This window comes from Nonomuraea sp. NPDC049637, from assembly GCF_040675235.1.
GTDB lineage: Bacteria > Actinomycetota > Actinomycetes > Streptosporangiales > Streptosporangiaceae > Nonomuraea.
On the sequence record NZ_JBFAOM010000005.1, the window covers coordinates 192,792 to 207,832 of the forward strand.

A 15,041-nucleotide genomic window follows, 5' to 3' on the forward strand; every position below is an offset into this window, starting at 1 on the left:
TTCACGCAAGGGTCCAGCTGGTCTGGACCGGGTACAGAAGGAGAGGCTCATGGGTGAGCGCAAGGTCACGGTCGCGGCGGAGGTGGGTCTGCACGCCCGTCCCGCGGCGACGTTCGTGAAACGGGCCCAGCTGGCCCCGATGGACATCAGCGTCGCCAAGGCCAGCGGCGGCGGGGCCCCGGTCAACGGCAAGAGCATCCTCGCCATCATGGCGCTCGACGTCCGGCAGGGCGAGACCGTCGTGATCACGGCGGAGGGCGACGGCTCCGAGGAGATCCTGGACGAACTGGCCACGATCGCCGGAGCGCCATGAACCTGCGGGGGGTTGGGGTCAGCCCGGGAATCGGGCACGGCCCCGCGTACGTTCTGACCGCCTCTGTGCCCGAACCCCCCGAGGGCAGCACCTACACCGGTGAGGCGGAGCAGGAGAAGGAGCGGGCCTCGGCCGCGCTCTCACAGGTCGCGGGCGAGCTTGAGGCCCGCGGCAACCAGGCGGGCGGCGAGGCCGAGGAGATCCTCAAGGCCCAGGCGCTGATGGCCGAGGACCCCGGTCTGGTGGTGAAGGTCAGGACCCTCATCGACCGGGGCCTCGCCGCTCCCCGGGCGGTCTTCGAGGCGTTCACGAAGTACCGGGACGTGCTCAGCGGGGCCGGCGGTTACCTGGGCGAGCGGGCCGCCGACCTCGACGACATCAGGGACCGGGTGATCGCCCAGCTGACCGGGCACCCGATGCCGGGGCTGCCGGTCGCCCCCGAGGTGCCGTACGTGCTGGTCGCGACCGACCTGGCGCCCGCCGACACGGCCCTGCTGTCCAGGCGGGACGTGGCCGGGTTCGTCACCGAGCAGGGCGGCCCCACGAGCCACACCGCGATCATGGCCCGCGCGATGGGCGTGCCCGCCGTGGTCGCCTGCCCGGGGGCGACCGGTATCCCCGCCGGCGTCCCCGTCCTGGTGGACGGCACGACGGGCGAGGTGAGCCTGGAGCCGTCCGACGACCACGTGGCCGGGGCGCGGGACGCGGCGGCGCAGCAGCAGGCGGCGATCGGCGCGGCCAGGGGGCCGGGCCGGACCGCCGACGGGCACGCGGTGCCGCTGCTGGCCAACGTCGCCGGCCCCGACGAGCTGGCGGCGGCGCTGGCCGCCGGGGCGGAGGGCGTCGGGCTCTACCGGACCGAGTTCCTCTTCCTCGACCGGGCCGAGGCCCCCGCCGCCGAGGAGCAGCAGCGGGTCTACCGGGCGGCGCTGGAGGCCGCGCCGGGCGCCACCGTGGTCGTGCGCACGCTCGACGCGGGCGCCGACAAGCCGCTGCGGTTCCTGCCCGCCCCCGCCGAGCCGAACCCGGCGCTGGGGGAGCGCGGGCTGCGCCTGTTCAGGCGCTTCCCCGAGGTGATGGACGCGCAGTTGCGCGCGCTGGCGGCGGCGGCCGAGGACGCGCCGGCCGAGCTGCTGGTGATGGCGCCCATGGTGGCCACGGCCGAGGAGGCCAGGTGGTTCGCCGACGCCTGCCGGGCGCGCGGGTTGTCCAAGGTGGGCGTCATGATCGAGATCCCGTCGGCGGCGCTGCGGGCCGGGCAGCTCGCCGGGGTGGTGGACTTCGTCTCGATCGGCACCAACGACCTGGCCCAGTACGCCTTCGCCGCCGACCGCCAGCTCGGCACGGTGAGCGGGCTCCAGGACCCGTGGCAGCCGGCGCTGCTCGACCTGATCGCCATGTCCTGCGGCCACGGCAAGCCGGTGGGCATCTGCGGTGAGGCGGCCGCCGACCCGGCTCTGGCGTGCGTGCTGGTCGGGCTGGGCGCGACCACGCTGTCGATGGGGGCGGCGGCGCTGGGGGCCGTACGGGCGGCGCTGGCCGCGCACACGCTGGAGCAGTGCGGGATGGCGGCGCGCAACGCGCGGGCCCAGGTCACGGCGGCGAACGCGCGCGCGGTGGCGCGCACCCACCTGCCGGGGCTCGCGGCGCTGGGGCTGTGAACGGCCCGTTTTCGGGTCGCCGGACTCGTCCGGGCCGCGGCATGGATACCTTGGAAGGCATGTTCAGACGGATCGGCCCGGCAGGGCTCCTGGTGTTGGCGCTGACCGCGTGCGGCGGCGGCGGTGGCGCCCCGGCGAGCGCGGCCCCGGCGGGCGACGGGGCCGCCCCCGCCACCCCCGCCACCCCCACCGCCGGCACGACCCCACAGAGCCCGCCCCAGGCCGAGGCCGACCCGGTGCTGCGCGCCCTGCGGCGGATGACGCTGGAGGAGAAGGTCGGCCAGCTGTTCATGCCCGTCCTGTACGGCACGGCCGCCGACACCGTCTCCGGCGAGAACCAGGCCCGCTACGGCGCCCAGACCCCGGCCAAGGTGATCGCCCGCTACCACCTGGGCGGCGTGATCCTCTTCCCGGCGAACGTCAAGTCCACCGCCCAGGTCGTCCAGCTCACCAACGGCCTGCAGGAGGCGTCGAAGAAGGTGCCGCTGCTGGTCGGCACCGACCAGGAGAACGGCCTGGTCTCCCGCATGTCCGCGCTGATGACCGACTTCCCGGGCGCGGCCGAGATCGGCGCCACCAAGGACCCGGCGATGTCCAGGGCCGTGGCCAGGGCGACCGGCGAGGAGCTGCGGGCGCTCGGGGTCAACCTCGACTTCGCGCCCGTCGCCGACGTCAACGTCAACCCGCGGAACCCGGTCATCGGCCGGCGGGCCTACGGCGACGACCCGCTCGCGGTGGCGAAGATGGTCGCGGCGGCGGTCAAGGGCTTCGGCGACGCCAAGGTGGCGGCCACGGCCAAACACTTCCCGGGCCACGGGGACACCTCCGTCGACAGCCACACCGGCCTGCCGGTGATCAAGCACACCATGGCCCAGTGGGAGAGGATCGACGCGCCGCCGTTCAGGGCCGCCGTCGGCGCCGGGGTCGACGCCGTGATGAGCGCCCACATCGTCTTCCCCAAGCTCGACCCGTCGGGCGACCCGGCGACGTTGTCCAAGCCCATCCTGACCGGCCTGCTGCGGCAGAAGCTCGGCTTCAAGGGCGTGATCTCCACCGACGCGCTCAACATGGAGGGCGTGCGCAAGAAGTACGGCGACGGCGAGGTGGCGGTGCGCGCCGTGCTGGCCGGGGCCGACCTGCTGCTCATGCCGTACGACCTGGGCAAGGCGTACCAGGCGGTGCTGGCGGCGGTGAAGTCCGGGCGCATCTCCGAGGACCGCCTCGACCAGTCGGTGGTCCGGCTGCTCAGGCTCAAGCAGAAGAGGGGCCTGCTGGCGGCGGCGCCCGTCGCGTCGGCGCAGCAGGCGGCCGGCGTGCTGCGCTCCCCCGAGCACCGCAGGCTGGCCGCCAAGGTGCGGGCCGCGGGGTAGGCGCGAAGGCCGATTCGCGTGGTTCTATCCTAGAACCGGATTCGAGCGAGGAGGCGGTCGTGGTCGCAGGGGTGCTCATCGACTGGGGTGGCGTGCTCACGACCAGCCTGACCGACTCCATCGCCCGGTGGCTCGCGGCCGACCGGATCGACGCCGACCACTACCGCTCGGTGATGCGCGAGCTGGTCGACCACGCCTACCGGGGCGGCGAGGGGCAGAACGTCGTGCACGCGCTCGAACGCGGCGAGCTCGACGGCCCGGCCTTCGAGCGCGACCTGGCCGCGCGGCTGCTCACCGTGGACGGCGTGCCGCCGGTGGCCGAGGGGCTGCTGGAGCGCATGTTCGCGGGCTTCGAACGGGTTGACGCCATGTACGACATGCTTCGCGACGTACGGAAAAATGGTGTTAAGACGTGTTTGTTGTCTAACTCCTGGTCGAACACCTACCCCCGCCACGAATGGGACGGCCTCTTCGACGCGGTCGTGATCTCCGGCGAGGTCGGCATGCGCAAGCCCGAGGAACGCATCTTCCGCCACGCCCTCGACCAGGTCGGACTGCCCGGCGAGCAGTGCGTGTTCATCGACGACATCGAGGCCAACATCCTGGCCGCCCGCGCGCTCGGCATCACCGGCATCCACCACCGCGACGCCGACACGACCCTCGCAGAGCTGGAGACCGTACTCCGGCTCACGCTGCGACGGGCATGATGGTGCCCTTGCGATTTCGGAAAGGTTCGTGATGCGCGTCTATCTGCCGTGCACCCTCCCCGCCCTCGCCCGCGCGGTCGAGGCGGGGGAGCTGGGTCCGGCCCCCCTGACCGGTTACGCGGTGACCCCCGCGCTGACCGAGTGGTACGCCTCGGGCGACACCGAGGAACTGGAGTACGTCGCGCTGACCGAGGCGGCCCGCGCCTCGCTGCGCATGCTGGCCGCCGACCGCGCCGACGGCGTGGCCGCCGCGCCCCGGCGGGTGGTGGTCGCCGCCGAGGTGCCCGACGGCTCGGTCTCGGCCGGCGTCGACCTGGAGGAGCGGGCCCGCGTGCGGCTGGCGGCGGCCGTCCCGATGGCGAAGGTGGCCGCGGTGCACGTCGACGACCACGACGCCGTCGGCGACATCGAGGCCGCCGTCGAGGCGCTGCCCGCCGCCGACGACGGCGACGACGACGCCCGCTTCACGGTCGACGGCGCCGAGGCCCACGAGCTCATGTGGTACGCCACCCAGGAGATCCCGGACCTGCTGGGTTCATAGGATCGTGACCCCTGTCGAATAAGCTTGCCGGGACATGACAAAACACATCATCTGGGATTGGAACGGGACGCTCTTCCACGACGTCGAGGCCGTCGTCGGCGCCACCAACGCCCTGTTCAAGCCGTACGCGCTGCCTGAGCTGACCGCCGACGGGTTCCGCGCGGTCTACACCCGTCCCATCTGGGTCGCCTACGAGCGGCTGCTCGGCAGGCCGCTGGCCGAGGGGGAGTGGGAGCTGCTGGACGACGGGTTCCACGAGCACTACTTCAGGCTCAGCGCCGCCTGCGGGCTGGCCCCCGACGCCGAGGTGGTGCTCGGCGGCTGGGCCGGCACCCAGTCGCTGTGCTCGATGGCCCCGCACGCCCATCTCGTGCCGATCGTCGAGTCCTTCGGCATCACCCGGCACTTCACCCGGATCGACGGGCTGGTCGGCACCACGGGCGGCGAGAAGGCCGTGCACATGACCGCGCACATCCAGGCCCTCGACCTCGACCCCGGCGAGATCCTGGTGATCGGCGACAGCGTCGACGACGGGCTCGCCGCGCGGCACGTCGGCGCGCGGGCGGTGCTCTACACCGGCGGCATGACCACGCGGGCCGAGCTGGAGGGCACCGGCCTGCCCGTGGTGGACACGCTCGCCCAGGCGCTCCAGTACGCCTGAGGGGGATATGCCGGATCCGCCGGGAGGCAGCTCCCGGCCGGGCCGGGGCCGTACCCTTGCCGGGAACCCCTCAGGAGGTCGCCATCAACCGCCTTGTGCTCTGGAACGTCGATCTCACCCTGGTCGACGTCGCCATCGTGACCCGGGACGCCTACGCCGAGGCGTTCCGCGCCGTGACCGGCCGGCCGCTGGTCAAGCTCGTGCCGCCGCTCGGCCGTCCCGACTCCGAGATCGTCTTCGAGACGCTGGCCGTCAACGGCATCCCGGCGCAGGACGACCACCTGCCCAGGTTCCTGGCCGCCCTCGCCCTCGCCTTCGCCGACCGGCGCGGCCGGCTGGCCAAGGAGGGCCGGATGATGCCGGGGGCCAAGGACGCGCTGAAGTCGGTGGCCCGGCTCGACGGCGTCGTGCAGTCGGTGCTGACCGGCACCATCAAGGGCAACGCCGTGCACAAGCTCAAGGCGTTCGGGCTGGACAGGTACGTCGACTTCGAGCTCGGCGGCTACGGCGAGGAGGTCTACCCCAAGGCGACGCTGCTCCAGGTCGCGCAGGGCAGGGCCAAGCAGCGGCTGGGCACGCCGTTCACGGCGGCCAACACCGTGGTGATCGGCGACTCCACGCGCGACGTGCAGGCCGCCAGGATCGGCGGGGCCGCCATGATCGGGATCGCCTCGGGGCGGTCGACGGCCGCCGAACTGCGCGAGGCGGGCGCCGACCTGGTGCTGCCCGACCTGTCGGACGCCTCGGAGGTGGTGGCCGCGGTGGCCGGCCTGACCTCCCCGCTGGACCGCAAGGCCGGCTGACCGCCCCTCCCGTCCGACCTCAGGGGTTTCGCGGCAGGGCGGCGAGGAAGCGGGCGGCGACGGGGGCCGCCACGGCCGAGCCGGCGCCGCCGCCCTCCACGATCACCGCGAACGCCACGTCCCCCTTGTAGCCGATGAACCACGAGTGCGCGGGCGGCTCCTTGCCCGAGCCGTACTCGGCCGTCCCGGTCTTGCCCGCGGTGCCCGCCGGGAAGTGCGCGCCCTTGGCGGTGCCGTCCGTGACGACGGCGGGCATGAGCTTGCGCAGGGCCGACACCACGCCGCGCTCCAGCGGGCGCGGACGGTCGTCGGAGGCCATCTCCTTGGACACGATCCGCGGCGGGATCCAGGCGCCCGAGGCGATGGCGGCGGCGACGGAGGCCATGTTGAGCGGGCTGGCCAGCACCCGGCCCTGGCCGATGGAGGCCGAGGCGAGGTCGGTGTCGTCCTTGGGGTCGGGGAACTCGGCCCGCACGGCGGGCACGCCCGGCTTGATCGGGATGCCGAAGCCGAAGCTCCTGGCCACCTCGGCCAGCCTGCCGCCGTTCAGCTCGGCCACGCTCATCTCGCCGAACGTCGTGTTGCACGAGTGCGCGAAGGCGTCCTGGAAGGAGAGCGTGCCGTAGTCCTTGAAGCCGGCGTTGTGGAAGGGGAAGCCGCCGATGTTCTTCTCGGCCGGGCAGGTGACCGTCCTGCCGGGCTCGACCCCGTCCGCGACCAGCGCCGAGGCCGTCACGACCTTGAACGTCGAGCCGGGCGGATACTTGCCGAGCAGCGCCCGGTTGAAGCCGCCGGGCTTGTTGACCACGGCCAGGATCTCGCCGGTCGAGGCGCGCAGCGCCACCAGCGAGGCCGGCTTGGTGACGCCCTCCAGCGCCGCCGCCCCCGCCGCGTGCACCTTCAGGTCGATCGTGGTGCTGAACGGCTCGGTGCCGCCCGGCTCGGCCAGCGTCTCGACCAGCTCGTCGCCCTTGTAGAGGCCGATGATCGAGTCGCCGCCCAGCTCGAAGCGGTCGGGGTAGGTCTGCTTGATGCCCTCGACAAGCTGCTGCACCGAGCCGGGGGCGTCCGCGCCGCCGATCTCGGTGCCGTCGGCGGCCAGGACGCTGACGGGGTCGCGCTTCCGGGCGACCAGGCGCAGCGAGAGGCCCTTCTTGAGCTTGGGGTGGATGGCCGCCGGGGTCCAGGCGACCTTCCACGCGCCGTCCCGCTCGACCAGCTTGAGCCGGCTGCCGTACGTCCAGTCCCGGGGGCCGGTCAGCCTGACGTCGAAGCTCACGTAGCCGTCGTCGTCCGGGCCGTCGTGGGCGAAGGGGCCGGTCGAGCGGGAGCGGGTGAAGGTGGCCTGCTCGGCCTTGAGGTCGGTGCGGAAACGCCGGTGCCAGGACTCGAAGTCGGTGGGCGGGTCGGCGACGAGCTCGCGCATCTTCGCATAATCCTGGACGGACCAGGCCGAGAGGTATTCGTCGGTCGTCTGCTCGGGTGAGCCCTTTGTGCGCAACACCCAGACCGTGGCCCCCGCGGCCACGATCAGCACGACCAGGACGGTCAGGACCAGCGGCCACCTGCGCCGTTGTCCGCGACGTGGCCCCTCCGGCCGGGCGCGCCCGTACAGTGTCCCCGTTTGTGATGCCATGGCCCGAGGACACCAGAGGGGGAGGAGCCTCGTCCAATATTGATATGACGGCCATATGGATATAAATCTGGATATAGTGGCTGGTCATGGACTTGGTCCGGCATCTCCGCTACTTCGTCGTCGTGGCGGAGGAACTGCACTTCGGGAACGCCGCGATCCGCCTCGGCATGGCGCAGCCGCCGCTCAGCCAGCGCATCAAACGTCTGGAGGAGGAGCTCGGCGTGCAGCTCTTCGACCGCTCCGCCCGGCAGGTACGCCTGACCGAGGCCGGACGGCTGCTGCTCGGCGAGTCCCGTGAGATCGTCTCCAGGGTCGAGCGGCTGCGCGAGCTGGCCCGCCGCGGCGACGGCGGCGTGCTCAAGATCGGGGTGCCGCCCGACCTGGCCGCCTCCGTGATCGCCGCCCTGGTCGCGGGCTTCCGCGCGGTCAATCCGGACGTACGGCTCGTCCCCGTCGAGACCTGGACGGCCGATCAGGTGTCCGGCCTGGCCGGCGGCACGATCGACGTCGGGCTCGTCCGCCATCCGGTCGCCGCCCCCGGCCTGGACTTCGGCCAGGTGCTCGTCCAGCCGCTGGGTGTGCTGCTGGCCGGGGACGACCCGCTGGCCGCGGCCGGCGAGGTGCACCTGACCGACCTGGCCGGGCGCGAGCTGCTGATGCCGCCCAAGGAGGGCGAGCCGGGCTGGCACGCCGAGACGCTGGCCGAGTGCCGCCGGCACGGGTACGTGCCCGGCCAGGTGCACCAGGGCGCCGGGCTCGGCCTGGTGCTCGCCGGCCAGGCGGTGGCGTTCGGGCCCAGGGCGGACGTCCCCGGGCTGGCCTGGCGGCCGCTGCTAGGCTCGCCGATCGCGTGCCGGGTCTCCACGGCCTGGCGCGCGGCGACGGCCCAGCGGAATGACTGGGTCGCCGAGTTCTCGGACGTCGCCGTACGCACGTTGAAGGAGAGCGCCGGGATGACCGACGAGGGCGCCGCGCCCGCGCGGCGGATCAGCCGGAGGCCGGGGATGCTGGCATGAGCGAGCCCGACTACGCTGCGCTGTTCCGGATGGCCGGGGTGACGGGCTGGCTGCACGCCTGCGACATCGACTCCGGGCGGGAGTCCGGCCACGGCGCCGACGAGCCGATGCCCCTGGCGTCGGTGTACAAGCTGCCGCTGCTGGTCGAGTTCTGCCGGCAGGCCGACGCCGGGCGGCTGGACGCGACGGCCCCGACGACGGTGCCGTCCGGCCGGCGGGTCCCGGGGCCCACGGGCCTGTCGGCCATGCTCGACGACGTGACCATGTCGCTGCGCGACCTGGCGTACCTGATGATGGCGGTGAGCGACAACACCTCCGCCGACGTGCTGCTCGACCGGGTGGGCATGGACGCGGTCAACGCCATGCTGGACGCCTTCGGCCTCGACGGCACCCGGATGCTGCAGAGCGGCCGCGACCTGTACGAGACCATGGAGCTGGACACCGGCCACGGGTGGCCGTACCTGGATCCCGACGACATCTCCCGCATGCGGGCGCTCGACCCGGCGCACACCAACCGCAGCACCCCGCGCGAGATGACCCGCCTGCTGTCCATGATCTGGCGGGACGAGGCCGCCTCGCCGCAGTCGTGCTCCTGGATGCGCGGCGTGCTCAACATGCAGGTGTGGCCGCACCGGCTGGCCTCGGGCTTCCCGTACGACGACGTCGAGGTCGGCGGCAAGACCGGCTCGCTGCCGACGCTGCGCACCGAGGTCGGCGTGGTCGAGTACCCCGACGGCGGCCGGTACGCGGTGGCGGTGTTCACCCGTTCGTTCAGCACGGCGGTCATCCAGCCGCGCGCCGACGCGGTGATCGGCACCGCCGCCCGTATGGCGGTGGACCACCTACGGAGGTAGCAAGTTATGGGGGAGGTCAGGTATGACTTTCCACCTGACGGGCGACAGGATGGGGCACATGGTTGCTGAAGGTGCGCTTCTCTGGGAACCGACCGGCGAGGTCGTGTCCGCCGCCAAGCTGACCCGCTACCTGGAGTGGCTGGGGCGGTCCGGCGCGAGCTACGAGGAGGTGTGGCAGTGGTCCGTCGACCGTCCTGAGGAGTTCTGGACGTCGATCTGGGACTACTTCGACGTCGTCGGGGAGCGCGGCGACGGGCCGGTGTTGTCGGGGGAGATGCCGGGCGCGACCTGGTTCGCGGGCGCCGAGGTCAACTACGCCGAGAACGCGTTGCGGCGCACCGAGGGCACCGCCCTGGTCTTCGTCTCCGAGGACGGCGCCCGCCAGGAGCTGACCCACGCCGAGCTGCGCGACGAGGTGGCCCGCGTCCGCGCCGGCCTGGCCAGGCTCGGCGTCACCAGGGGCGACCGCGTGGCCGGCTACCTGCCGAACATCCCGCAGGCCCTGATCGCCTTCCTCGCCACGGCCTCGCTCGGCGCCGTCTGGTCGGCCGGCTCGCCGGACTTCGGGGTGCCGAGCATCGTCGACCGGTTCAGGCAGATCGAGCCCAAGGTGCTCATCGCGGTCGACGGCTACCACTACAACGGCAAGACCTACGACCGTTCCGAGGCCGTGAACGAGATCGCCGCCGAGCTGCCCACGCTGCGCGCCACGGTCTGGATCCCCTACCTGGCGGCGGCCGGCGAGGGCCAGGCCCCCCAGGAGGCCGAGCCGGCCGCCGCGCCCGCCCGTTCGGTGCCGCACGGCGAGGTCATCGGCTGGGAGGGGCTGCGGGCCGAGGCGGGGCCGCTGGAGTTCGAACGGGTGCCGTTCGGCCATCCGCTGTGGATCCTCTACTCCAGCGGCACGACCGGGCTGCCCAAGCCGATCGTGCACGGGCACGGCGGCGTGCTGCTGGAACACCTCAAGTCGCTCGCCTTCCACCAGGACCTGGGCGAGGGCGACGTGTTCTTCTGGTACACCACCACGGGCTGGATGATGTGGAACTACCTCGTCGGCGCCCTGCTGGTGGGGGCCACGCCGGTGCTCTACGACGGCTCGGCCACGCATCCCTCGCCCGCCGCGCTCTGGCGGATCGCCGCCTCGGAGAAGGTGACGTACTTCGGGGTGGGGGCGCCGTACATCATGGCCTCGCTGAAGGCCGGGCTGCATCCGGACGGGCTGGAGCGGCTGCGCGGCATCGGCTCGACCGGCTCGCCGCTGCCGCCCGAGGGCTTCGCCTGGGTCGCCGCCGAGCTGCCCGGCACGCCGATCGGGTCGTTCTCCGGCGGCACCGACGTGTGCACCGGGTTCGTCGGGGCCACGATGCTCCACCCGATCAGGGCGGGGATCATCCCGTGCCGGTCGCTGGGGGCCAAGGTGGAGTCGTACGACCCCAAGGGCGAGCCGGTGGTCGGCGAGGTGGGCGAGCTGGTGCTGACCCGGCCGATGCCCTCGATGCCGGTGATGTTCTGGAACGACCCCGACGGGCGGCGCTACTTCGACAGCTACTTCGACGTCTACCCGGGCGTGTGGCGGCACGGCGACTGGATCAAGATCAACGAGGACGGCAGCTGCGTCATCTACGGCCGCTCCGACTCGACGCTCAACCGCGGCGGCGTGCGCATGGGCACCAGCGAGTTCTACCGGGTCGTGGAGCGGTTCGACGAGATCGCCGACAGCCTCGTGATCGACACCGGGCAGCTCGGCCAGGAGGGCAGCCTGCTGCTCTACGTCACCCTCGCCGAGGGCGCCGAGTTCGGCGAGCGGCTCGAACGCGCGCTGTGCGCGGCCCTGCGCCAGGAGTTGTCGCCCCGGCACGTGCCGAACGAGATCCGTGTCGTGCCCGGCATCCCCCGGACGTTGTCCGGCAAGAAGCTGGAGGTGCCGGTACGCAAGATCCTGCTCGGCACGCCCGTCGAGGAGGCGGCCAACCCCGACGCCATGGCCAACCCGGAGGTGCTGCGGCACTTCAGGCCGTGACGGCGGGGGCTCAGGGCGCAAGCCCGAACAGGGGCAGGCAGGCGTCGAGGTTGCGGATCTCGACGTCGGGGGACGGCGACCAGTCCGCGCGGGCCATGCGGAAGCGCCGGGTGACGACCGGCTCGCCCTGGCGCGCGTGGACGGTGACGCCGTCCTCGCGGTAGCCGAGCTTCCTGGTCACCGCCAGCGAGGCGTGGTTGTCCTCGAACGCCTCCGTCACGGCGTGCCGCGCGCCGAGGCCGGCGAAGGCGAGGTGCAGGACGGCCCTGCGCATCTCCGTGCCGATGCCGCGGCCCTGGAACCGCCGGCCCAGCCAGGAGCCCGTCTTGACCTCGCGGGTGACGGGGAAGCTGGTCGCCATGACGCCCTGTGTGCCGACGACCTGGCCCTCGTGCACCACGACCAGCTCCAGCGACCAGTCGTCGGCGGTGAACCCGGCCCAGTTGCGGAAGTGGTACTGCACCGTACGGCGGGCCCGCTCGGCCGGGGGCGCCTCGGTCCACGGGAACATGAACGGCATGAAACCGGCCTCATGGACGCCCTCGGCCGCCCGGTCGGCCAGGTCGTCGAGGTCGTCGAGGGTGGGGTGCCGCAGTTCCAGTCGCGGCGTGGTGATGGAGAGCTCAAAGAGCGGCCAGTGACGCATATTCCGGCATGCTTCCAGGCGTATCCCCGTCCGCGCGACTCGTTTTTTGCCGGCCCCCGAGGATTCCTGGAAAGGTTTTGCGGAACGGTGTGCGTTCCAGGCGTCGTCTTGGTTAAGGTTGGGGCTGTTCGGAGGGGTGAACAGTGGCCGGGCGGGTGAACGCGCAGCTCGCTCCCCGGCCTCTGGAGAAAAGGCGGATGCGTCCATGGCGCATCCGCCTTTTCTTCGTTCCGCCGATTTCGCGGATGTCTCGCCTCGGTCCACGCTTGCTAAAGCTTTGACCGTGCCGTCGCATAAAAGCGATATGCCTGCTTTTAGCGGGATTTGCCAGTGTCGTGAATTGTCGGCGATCTGGGTAGGCGTTGACCTATGATCACAAAGGTTCGGAGAGCGGTTGTTTTCGCCGCTCTCGGGTGTGGTGGGCTTCCCTTCCTGGCCGGTACGCCCGCGATGGCGGACACGCCGGACAAGGCGGACAGGGCGCACACGGCGGACGCGACGGACACGGTTGACGTAGAAGACAGGGCGTACCGGCCAGACCGGGTGGACCGGACGGACACGGCGGGCCGGACGGACAGGGTGGACCGGGCGGAGGCGGACCGCGCGGACAAGACCGACAAGACCGACAAGGTGGACCGGGCGGACAAGGCGGTGCCCGGCGGGGTGGTCGTGCTGCGGCCGGGCGACCGCGGCGAGACCGTCAGGCGCCTCCAGGAGCGGCTGCACCGGAACGGCTACTACTTCGGCCGGCTCAACGGCGTCTACGACGAGCAGACCAAGTTCGGCGTGTGGGCCTTCCAGAAGCACCGGCACCTGCGTCCCCAGGGCGCGGTCGGGCCCGAGGTGTGGCGGGCCTTCGACCGTCCGGTGCGGATGAAGCCGCTGGTCCCGCGCGGCGAGGCGGACCGGGTCGAGATCAACCTGCGCTACCAGCTGCTCGTCGTCTACCGCCACCGCCGCCCGGCGCTCATCTCGCACGTCTCGACGGGCGCGCGGGTGAACTACTGCGAGAACGGCCACTGCGGCAACGCGATCACCCCGACCGGCGACTTCCACGTCACCAGCCGGGCGCCGGGCTGGACCGAGGGCCCGCTCGGCACGATGTACGACTCGCTCTACTTCGTCGGGGGCATCGCCATGCACGGCTCGTCGAAGGTGCCGCTGCGGCCCGCCTCGCACGGCTGCGTCCGCCTGCCGCTGCCCACCTCGAAGCGGCTGTTCGACATGGTGAAGATCGGCGAGCCGGTCTATGTGCGGGAGAAGTAGGTCAGACGCCCTGCGGCAGGCGGAACAGCCGGTCGGGGTCGTAGGTGGACTTCACCTCGGCCAGGCGGGCGGCGTTGGGGCCGTAGTAGGCGCCGCGCCAGCCGGTCAGGTCGGGGTCGACGTAGTTCACGTAGGCGTGCTCGCCGAAGTGCGGGGTCAGCTCGCCGTGCAGGCGGCGCAGCCACGTCCGGTCCGTGCCCTTCGCGTAGTACTGCACGCTGTAGAGCGCGGCCCGGTGCGGGAACGCCGTGGCCGCCGGCTTGACCCGGCCCACCGCGCCGCCGAGCGCGTCCAGCAGCACGGCGTGCCGTCCGCCGCGCGCCACCCCGTCCACCAGGCGGCGCACGCCGTCGGCGGGGAGCTCGGCGTAGGCCAGGTGCGACTTGGCGGCGAACGCCTCCCGCCGCGGCCGGCGGCACTGCGCCACGGACCGTGACGAGCATCCCGCCATGATCATCATGGCCTCCCGGTACGACGTCGTCCGCACCGACCTCGACGACGGCGCGCCGACCCGGGCGACCAGCGGGGCGAGCAGGCGGTCCAGTGACGCCTTCGGTCCCTCGTACGTGCCGACGAGGAGCACGTCCAGGTCGCGCTCCTCGCGCGCCAGGTGCAGCGAGGACCACAGCTCGTCCGGCGCGGACGGCGCCCACGACTGCCAGGCGCGCACCGCGGCCGCGGCCCTGGACCACGGCCAGTGCAGGAAGAACACGGTCAGGTCGCGCGCGGCGTGGGTGCGGAAGGTGAAGGAGACCGCGACGCCGACGTTGCCGCCGCCACCGCCGCGGCAGGCCCAGTAGAGGCCGGAGTGGTGGGTGGCGTCCGCCGTCAGCAGGCGGCCGTCGGCCGTGACCACGCGTACGGACTCCAGGGTGTCGCAGGTCAGGCCGTACTTCCTGGACACCACCCCGATGCCGCCGCCCAGGGCCAGCCCGGCGATCCCGACCGTCGGGCACGAGCCCGCCGGGATGCTCACGCCGTGCCGGGCCAGCCGGTCGTAGACGTCGACCAGCTTGGCGCCGGCCCCGATCGTGGCCCGCCCGGCGGCGTAGGAGACCGTGTTCATCCGGGACACGTCGATGACCAGGCCGGTCCCGGTGGACCAGCCCGCGTAGGAGTGGCCGCCGGAGCGGGGGGTGACCGCGACGCCGCTCGCGCGCGCGAAGGCCAGGCACGCCGAGACGTCCGCCGGGCTCGCGCAGTAGGCCACCCCGCCCGGCCTGATCCGGTCGTAGGCCGGGTTGACCAGGCGGCGGGCGTCGTCGTACCCGGAGTCGCCGGGCAGCACCAGCGTGCCGGCGAGCCGCCCGCGCAGCCGCGCCCAGTCCGGCGGCGGCGCCGACCGCCCGGCGCCGAGCGCGCCGACCAGCTCCGCCCCGCGTGCCCCCCGGCCGTGAGGACCTGGGCCGTAGGGTCCCGTGCCGGACGGCCGGGCGCCGGTGGCCGGTGCGGCGGGTGTCCTCGCGTCGGCGGCCAGCGCCAGCGGCGCGAGCGCGGTGAGATGGAGAAAGTCGCGGCGGTCCATGGGCGTCCCCCGTCGGTCGTGT

14 protein-coding genes are annotated in these 15,041 nt (G+C 72.7%); 11 read left to right on the top strand and 3 right to left on the bottom strand.

The window, feature by feature from the left end:
- Nucleotides 1-49: 49 nt before the first annotated feature.
- The 7 genes from AB0J71_RS09560 (at nucleotide 50) to AB0J71_RS09590 (ending at nucleotide 6,056) form a co-directional block, all read left to right on the top strand.
- On the top strand, nucleotides 50-313 hold the full coding sequence (locus AB0J71_RS09560; RefSeq protein ID WP_352321677.1) for an HPr family phosphocarrier protein: 264 nt from the start codon (nucleotides 50-52) through the stop codon (nucleotides 311-313).
- Nucleotides 310-1,974 (top strand): phosphoenolpyruvate--protein phosphotransferase, encoded by a 1,665-nt coding sequence (gene ptsP / locus AB0J71_RS09565; protein WP_352321679.1) that lies wholly within the window; start codon nucleotides 310-312, stop codon nucleotides 1,972-1,974. Before AB0J71_RS09560 ends, ptsP begins: the two co-directional genes overlap by 4 nt.
- A gap of 59 nt (nucleotides 1,975-2,033) precedes the next feature.
- Nucleotides 2,034-3,344 (top strand): glycoside hydrolase family 3 protein, encoded by a 1,311-nt coding sequence (locus tag AB0J71_RS09570; RefSeq protein ID WP_364413572.1) that lies wholly within the window; start codon nucleotides 2,034-2,036, stop codon nucleotides 3,342-3,344.
- Between the two features lie 59 nt (nucleotides 3,345-3,403).
- On the top strand, nucleotides 3,404-4,051 hold the full coding sequence (locus AB0J71_RS09575) for an HAD family phosphatase (RefSeq protein WP_352321683.1): 648 nt from the start codon (nucleotides 3,404-3,406) through the stop codon (nucleotides 4,049-4,051).
- 31 nt (nucleotides 4,052-4,082) lie between these two features.
- On the top strand, nucleotides 4,083-4,592 hold the full coding sequence (locus AB0J71_RS09580; protein WP_352321684.1) for a hypothetical protein: 510 nt from the start codon (nucleotides 4,083-4,085) through the stop codon (nucleotides 4,590-4,592).
- Nucleotides 4,593-4,626: 34 nt separating this feature from the next.
- Nucleotides 4,627-5,253 carry an HAD hydrolase-like protein gene (locus tag AB0J71_RS09585; RefSeq protein ID WP_352321686.1) on the top strand — a complete coding sequence of 209 codons (627 nt, stop codon included), beginning with the start codon at nucleotides 4,627-4,629 and terminating at the stop codon, nucleotides 5,251-5,253.
- Nucleotides 5,254-5,348: 95 nt separating this feature from the next.
- Complete coding sequence (locus AB0J71_RS09590) at nucleotides 5,349-6,056, top strand: haloacid dehalogenase-like hydrolase (protein ID WP_364413574.1); 708 nt, start codon at nucleotides 5,349-5,351, stop codon at nucleotides 6,054-6,056.
- A 19-nt stretch (nucleotides 6,057-6,075) separates the two neighbouring features.
- On the opposite strand, the gene AB0J71_RS09595 is transcribed toward AB0J71_RS09590, so the two are convergent.
- Entirely contained in the window at nucleotides 6,076-7,692 is a 1,617-nt protein-coding gene (locus tag AB0J71_RS09595) for a penicillin-binding transpeptidase domain-containing protein (RefSeq protein ID WP_364413576.1), read from the bottom strand.
- An 86-nt stretch (nucleotides 7,693-7,778) separates the two neighbouring features.
- Here AB0J71_RS09595 and AB0J71_RS09600 point away from each other — a divergent pair, with 86 nt between their 5' ends.
- The 3 genes from AB0J71_RS09600 to AB0J71_RS09610 are packed head-to-tail and all read left to right on the top strand — an operon-like array spanning nucleotide 7,779 to nucleotide 11,582.
- Nucleotides 7,779-8,708 (top strand): LysR substrate-binding domain-containing protein, encoded by a 930-nt coding sequence (locus AB0J71_RS09600; protein WP_352321692.1) that lies wholly within the window; start codon nucleotides 7,779-7,781, stop codon nucleotides 8,706-8,708.
- Nucleotides 8,705-9,562, top strand: coding sequence for a serine hydrolase (locus AB0J71_RS09605; protein WP_364413578.1), 858 nt, complete (start codon nucleotides 8,705-8,707; stop codon nucleotides 9,560-9,562). The genes AB0J71_RS09600 and AB0J71_RS09605 overlap by 4 nt, the downstream gene beginning before the upstream one ends.
- Before the next feature lie 58 nt (nucleotides 9,563-9,620).
- Complete coding sequence (locus AB0J71_RS09610; protein ID WP_364413580.1) at nucleotides 9,621-11,582, top strand: acetoacetate--CoA ligase; 1,962 nt, start codon at nucleotides 9,621-9,623, stop codon at nucleotides 11,580-11,582.
- A gap of 10 nt (nucleotides 11,583-11,592) precedes the next feature.
- On the opposite strand, the gene AB0J71_RS09615 is transcribed toward AB0J71_RS09610, so the two are convergent.
- Complete coding sequence (locus AB0J71_RS09615; RefSeq protein ID WP_352321697.1) at nucleotides 11,593-12,228, bottom strand: GNAT family protein; 636 nt, start codon at nucleotides 12,226-12,228, stop codon at nucleotides 11,593-11,595.
- A gap of 543 nt (nucleotides 12,229-12,771) precedes the next feature.
- Between AB0J71_RS09615 and AB0J71_RS09620 the strand changes: the two genes are divergently transcribed.
- Nucleotides 12,772-13,494 (top strand): L,D-transpeptidase family protein, encoded by a 723-nt coding sequence (locus AB0J71_RS09620; protein WP_364413582.1) that lies wholly within the window; start codon nucleotides 12,772-12,774, stop codon nucleotides 13,492-13,494.
- Between the two features lies 1 nt (nucleotide 13,495).
- On the opposite strand, the gene AB0J71_RS09625 is transcribed toward AB0J71_RS09620, so the two are convergent.
- Nucleotides 13,496-15,019, bottom strand: coding sequence for an FAD-binding oxidoreductase (locus tag AB0J71_RS09625; RefSeq protein ID WP_352321700.1), 1,524 nt, complete (start codon nucleotides 15,017-15,019; stop codon nucleotides 13,496-13,498).
- Nucleotides 15,020-15,041: the final 22 nt, after the last annotated feature.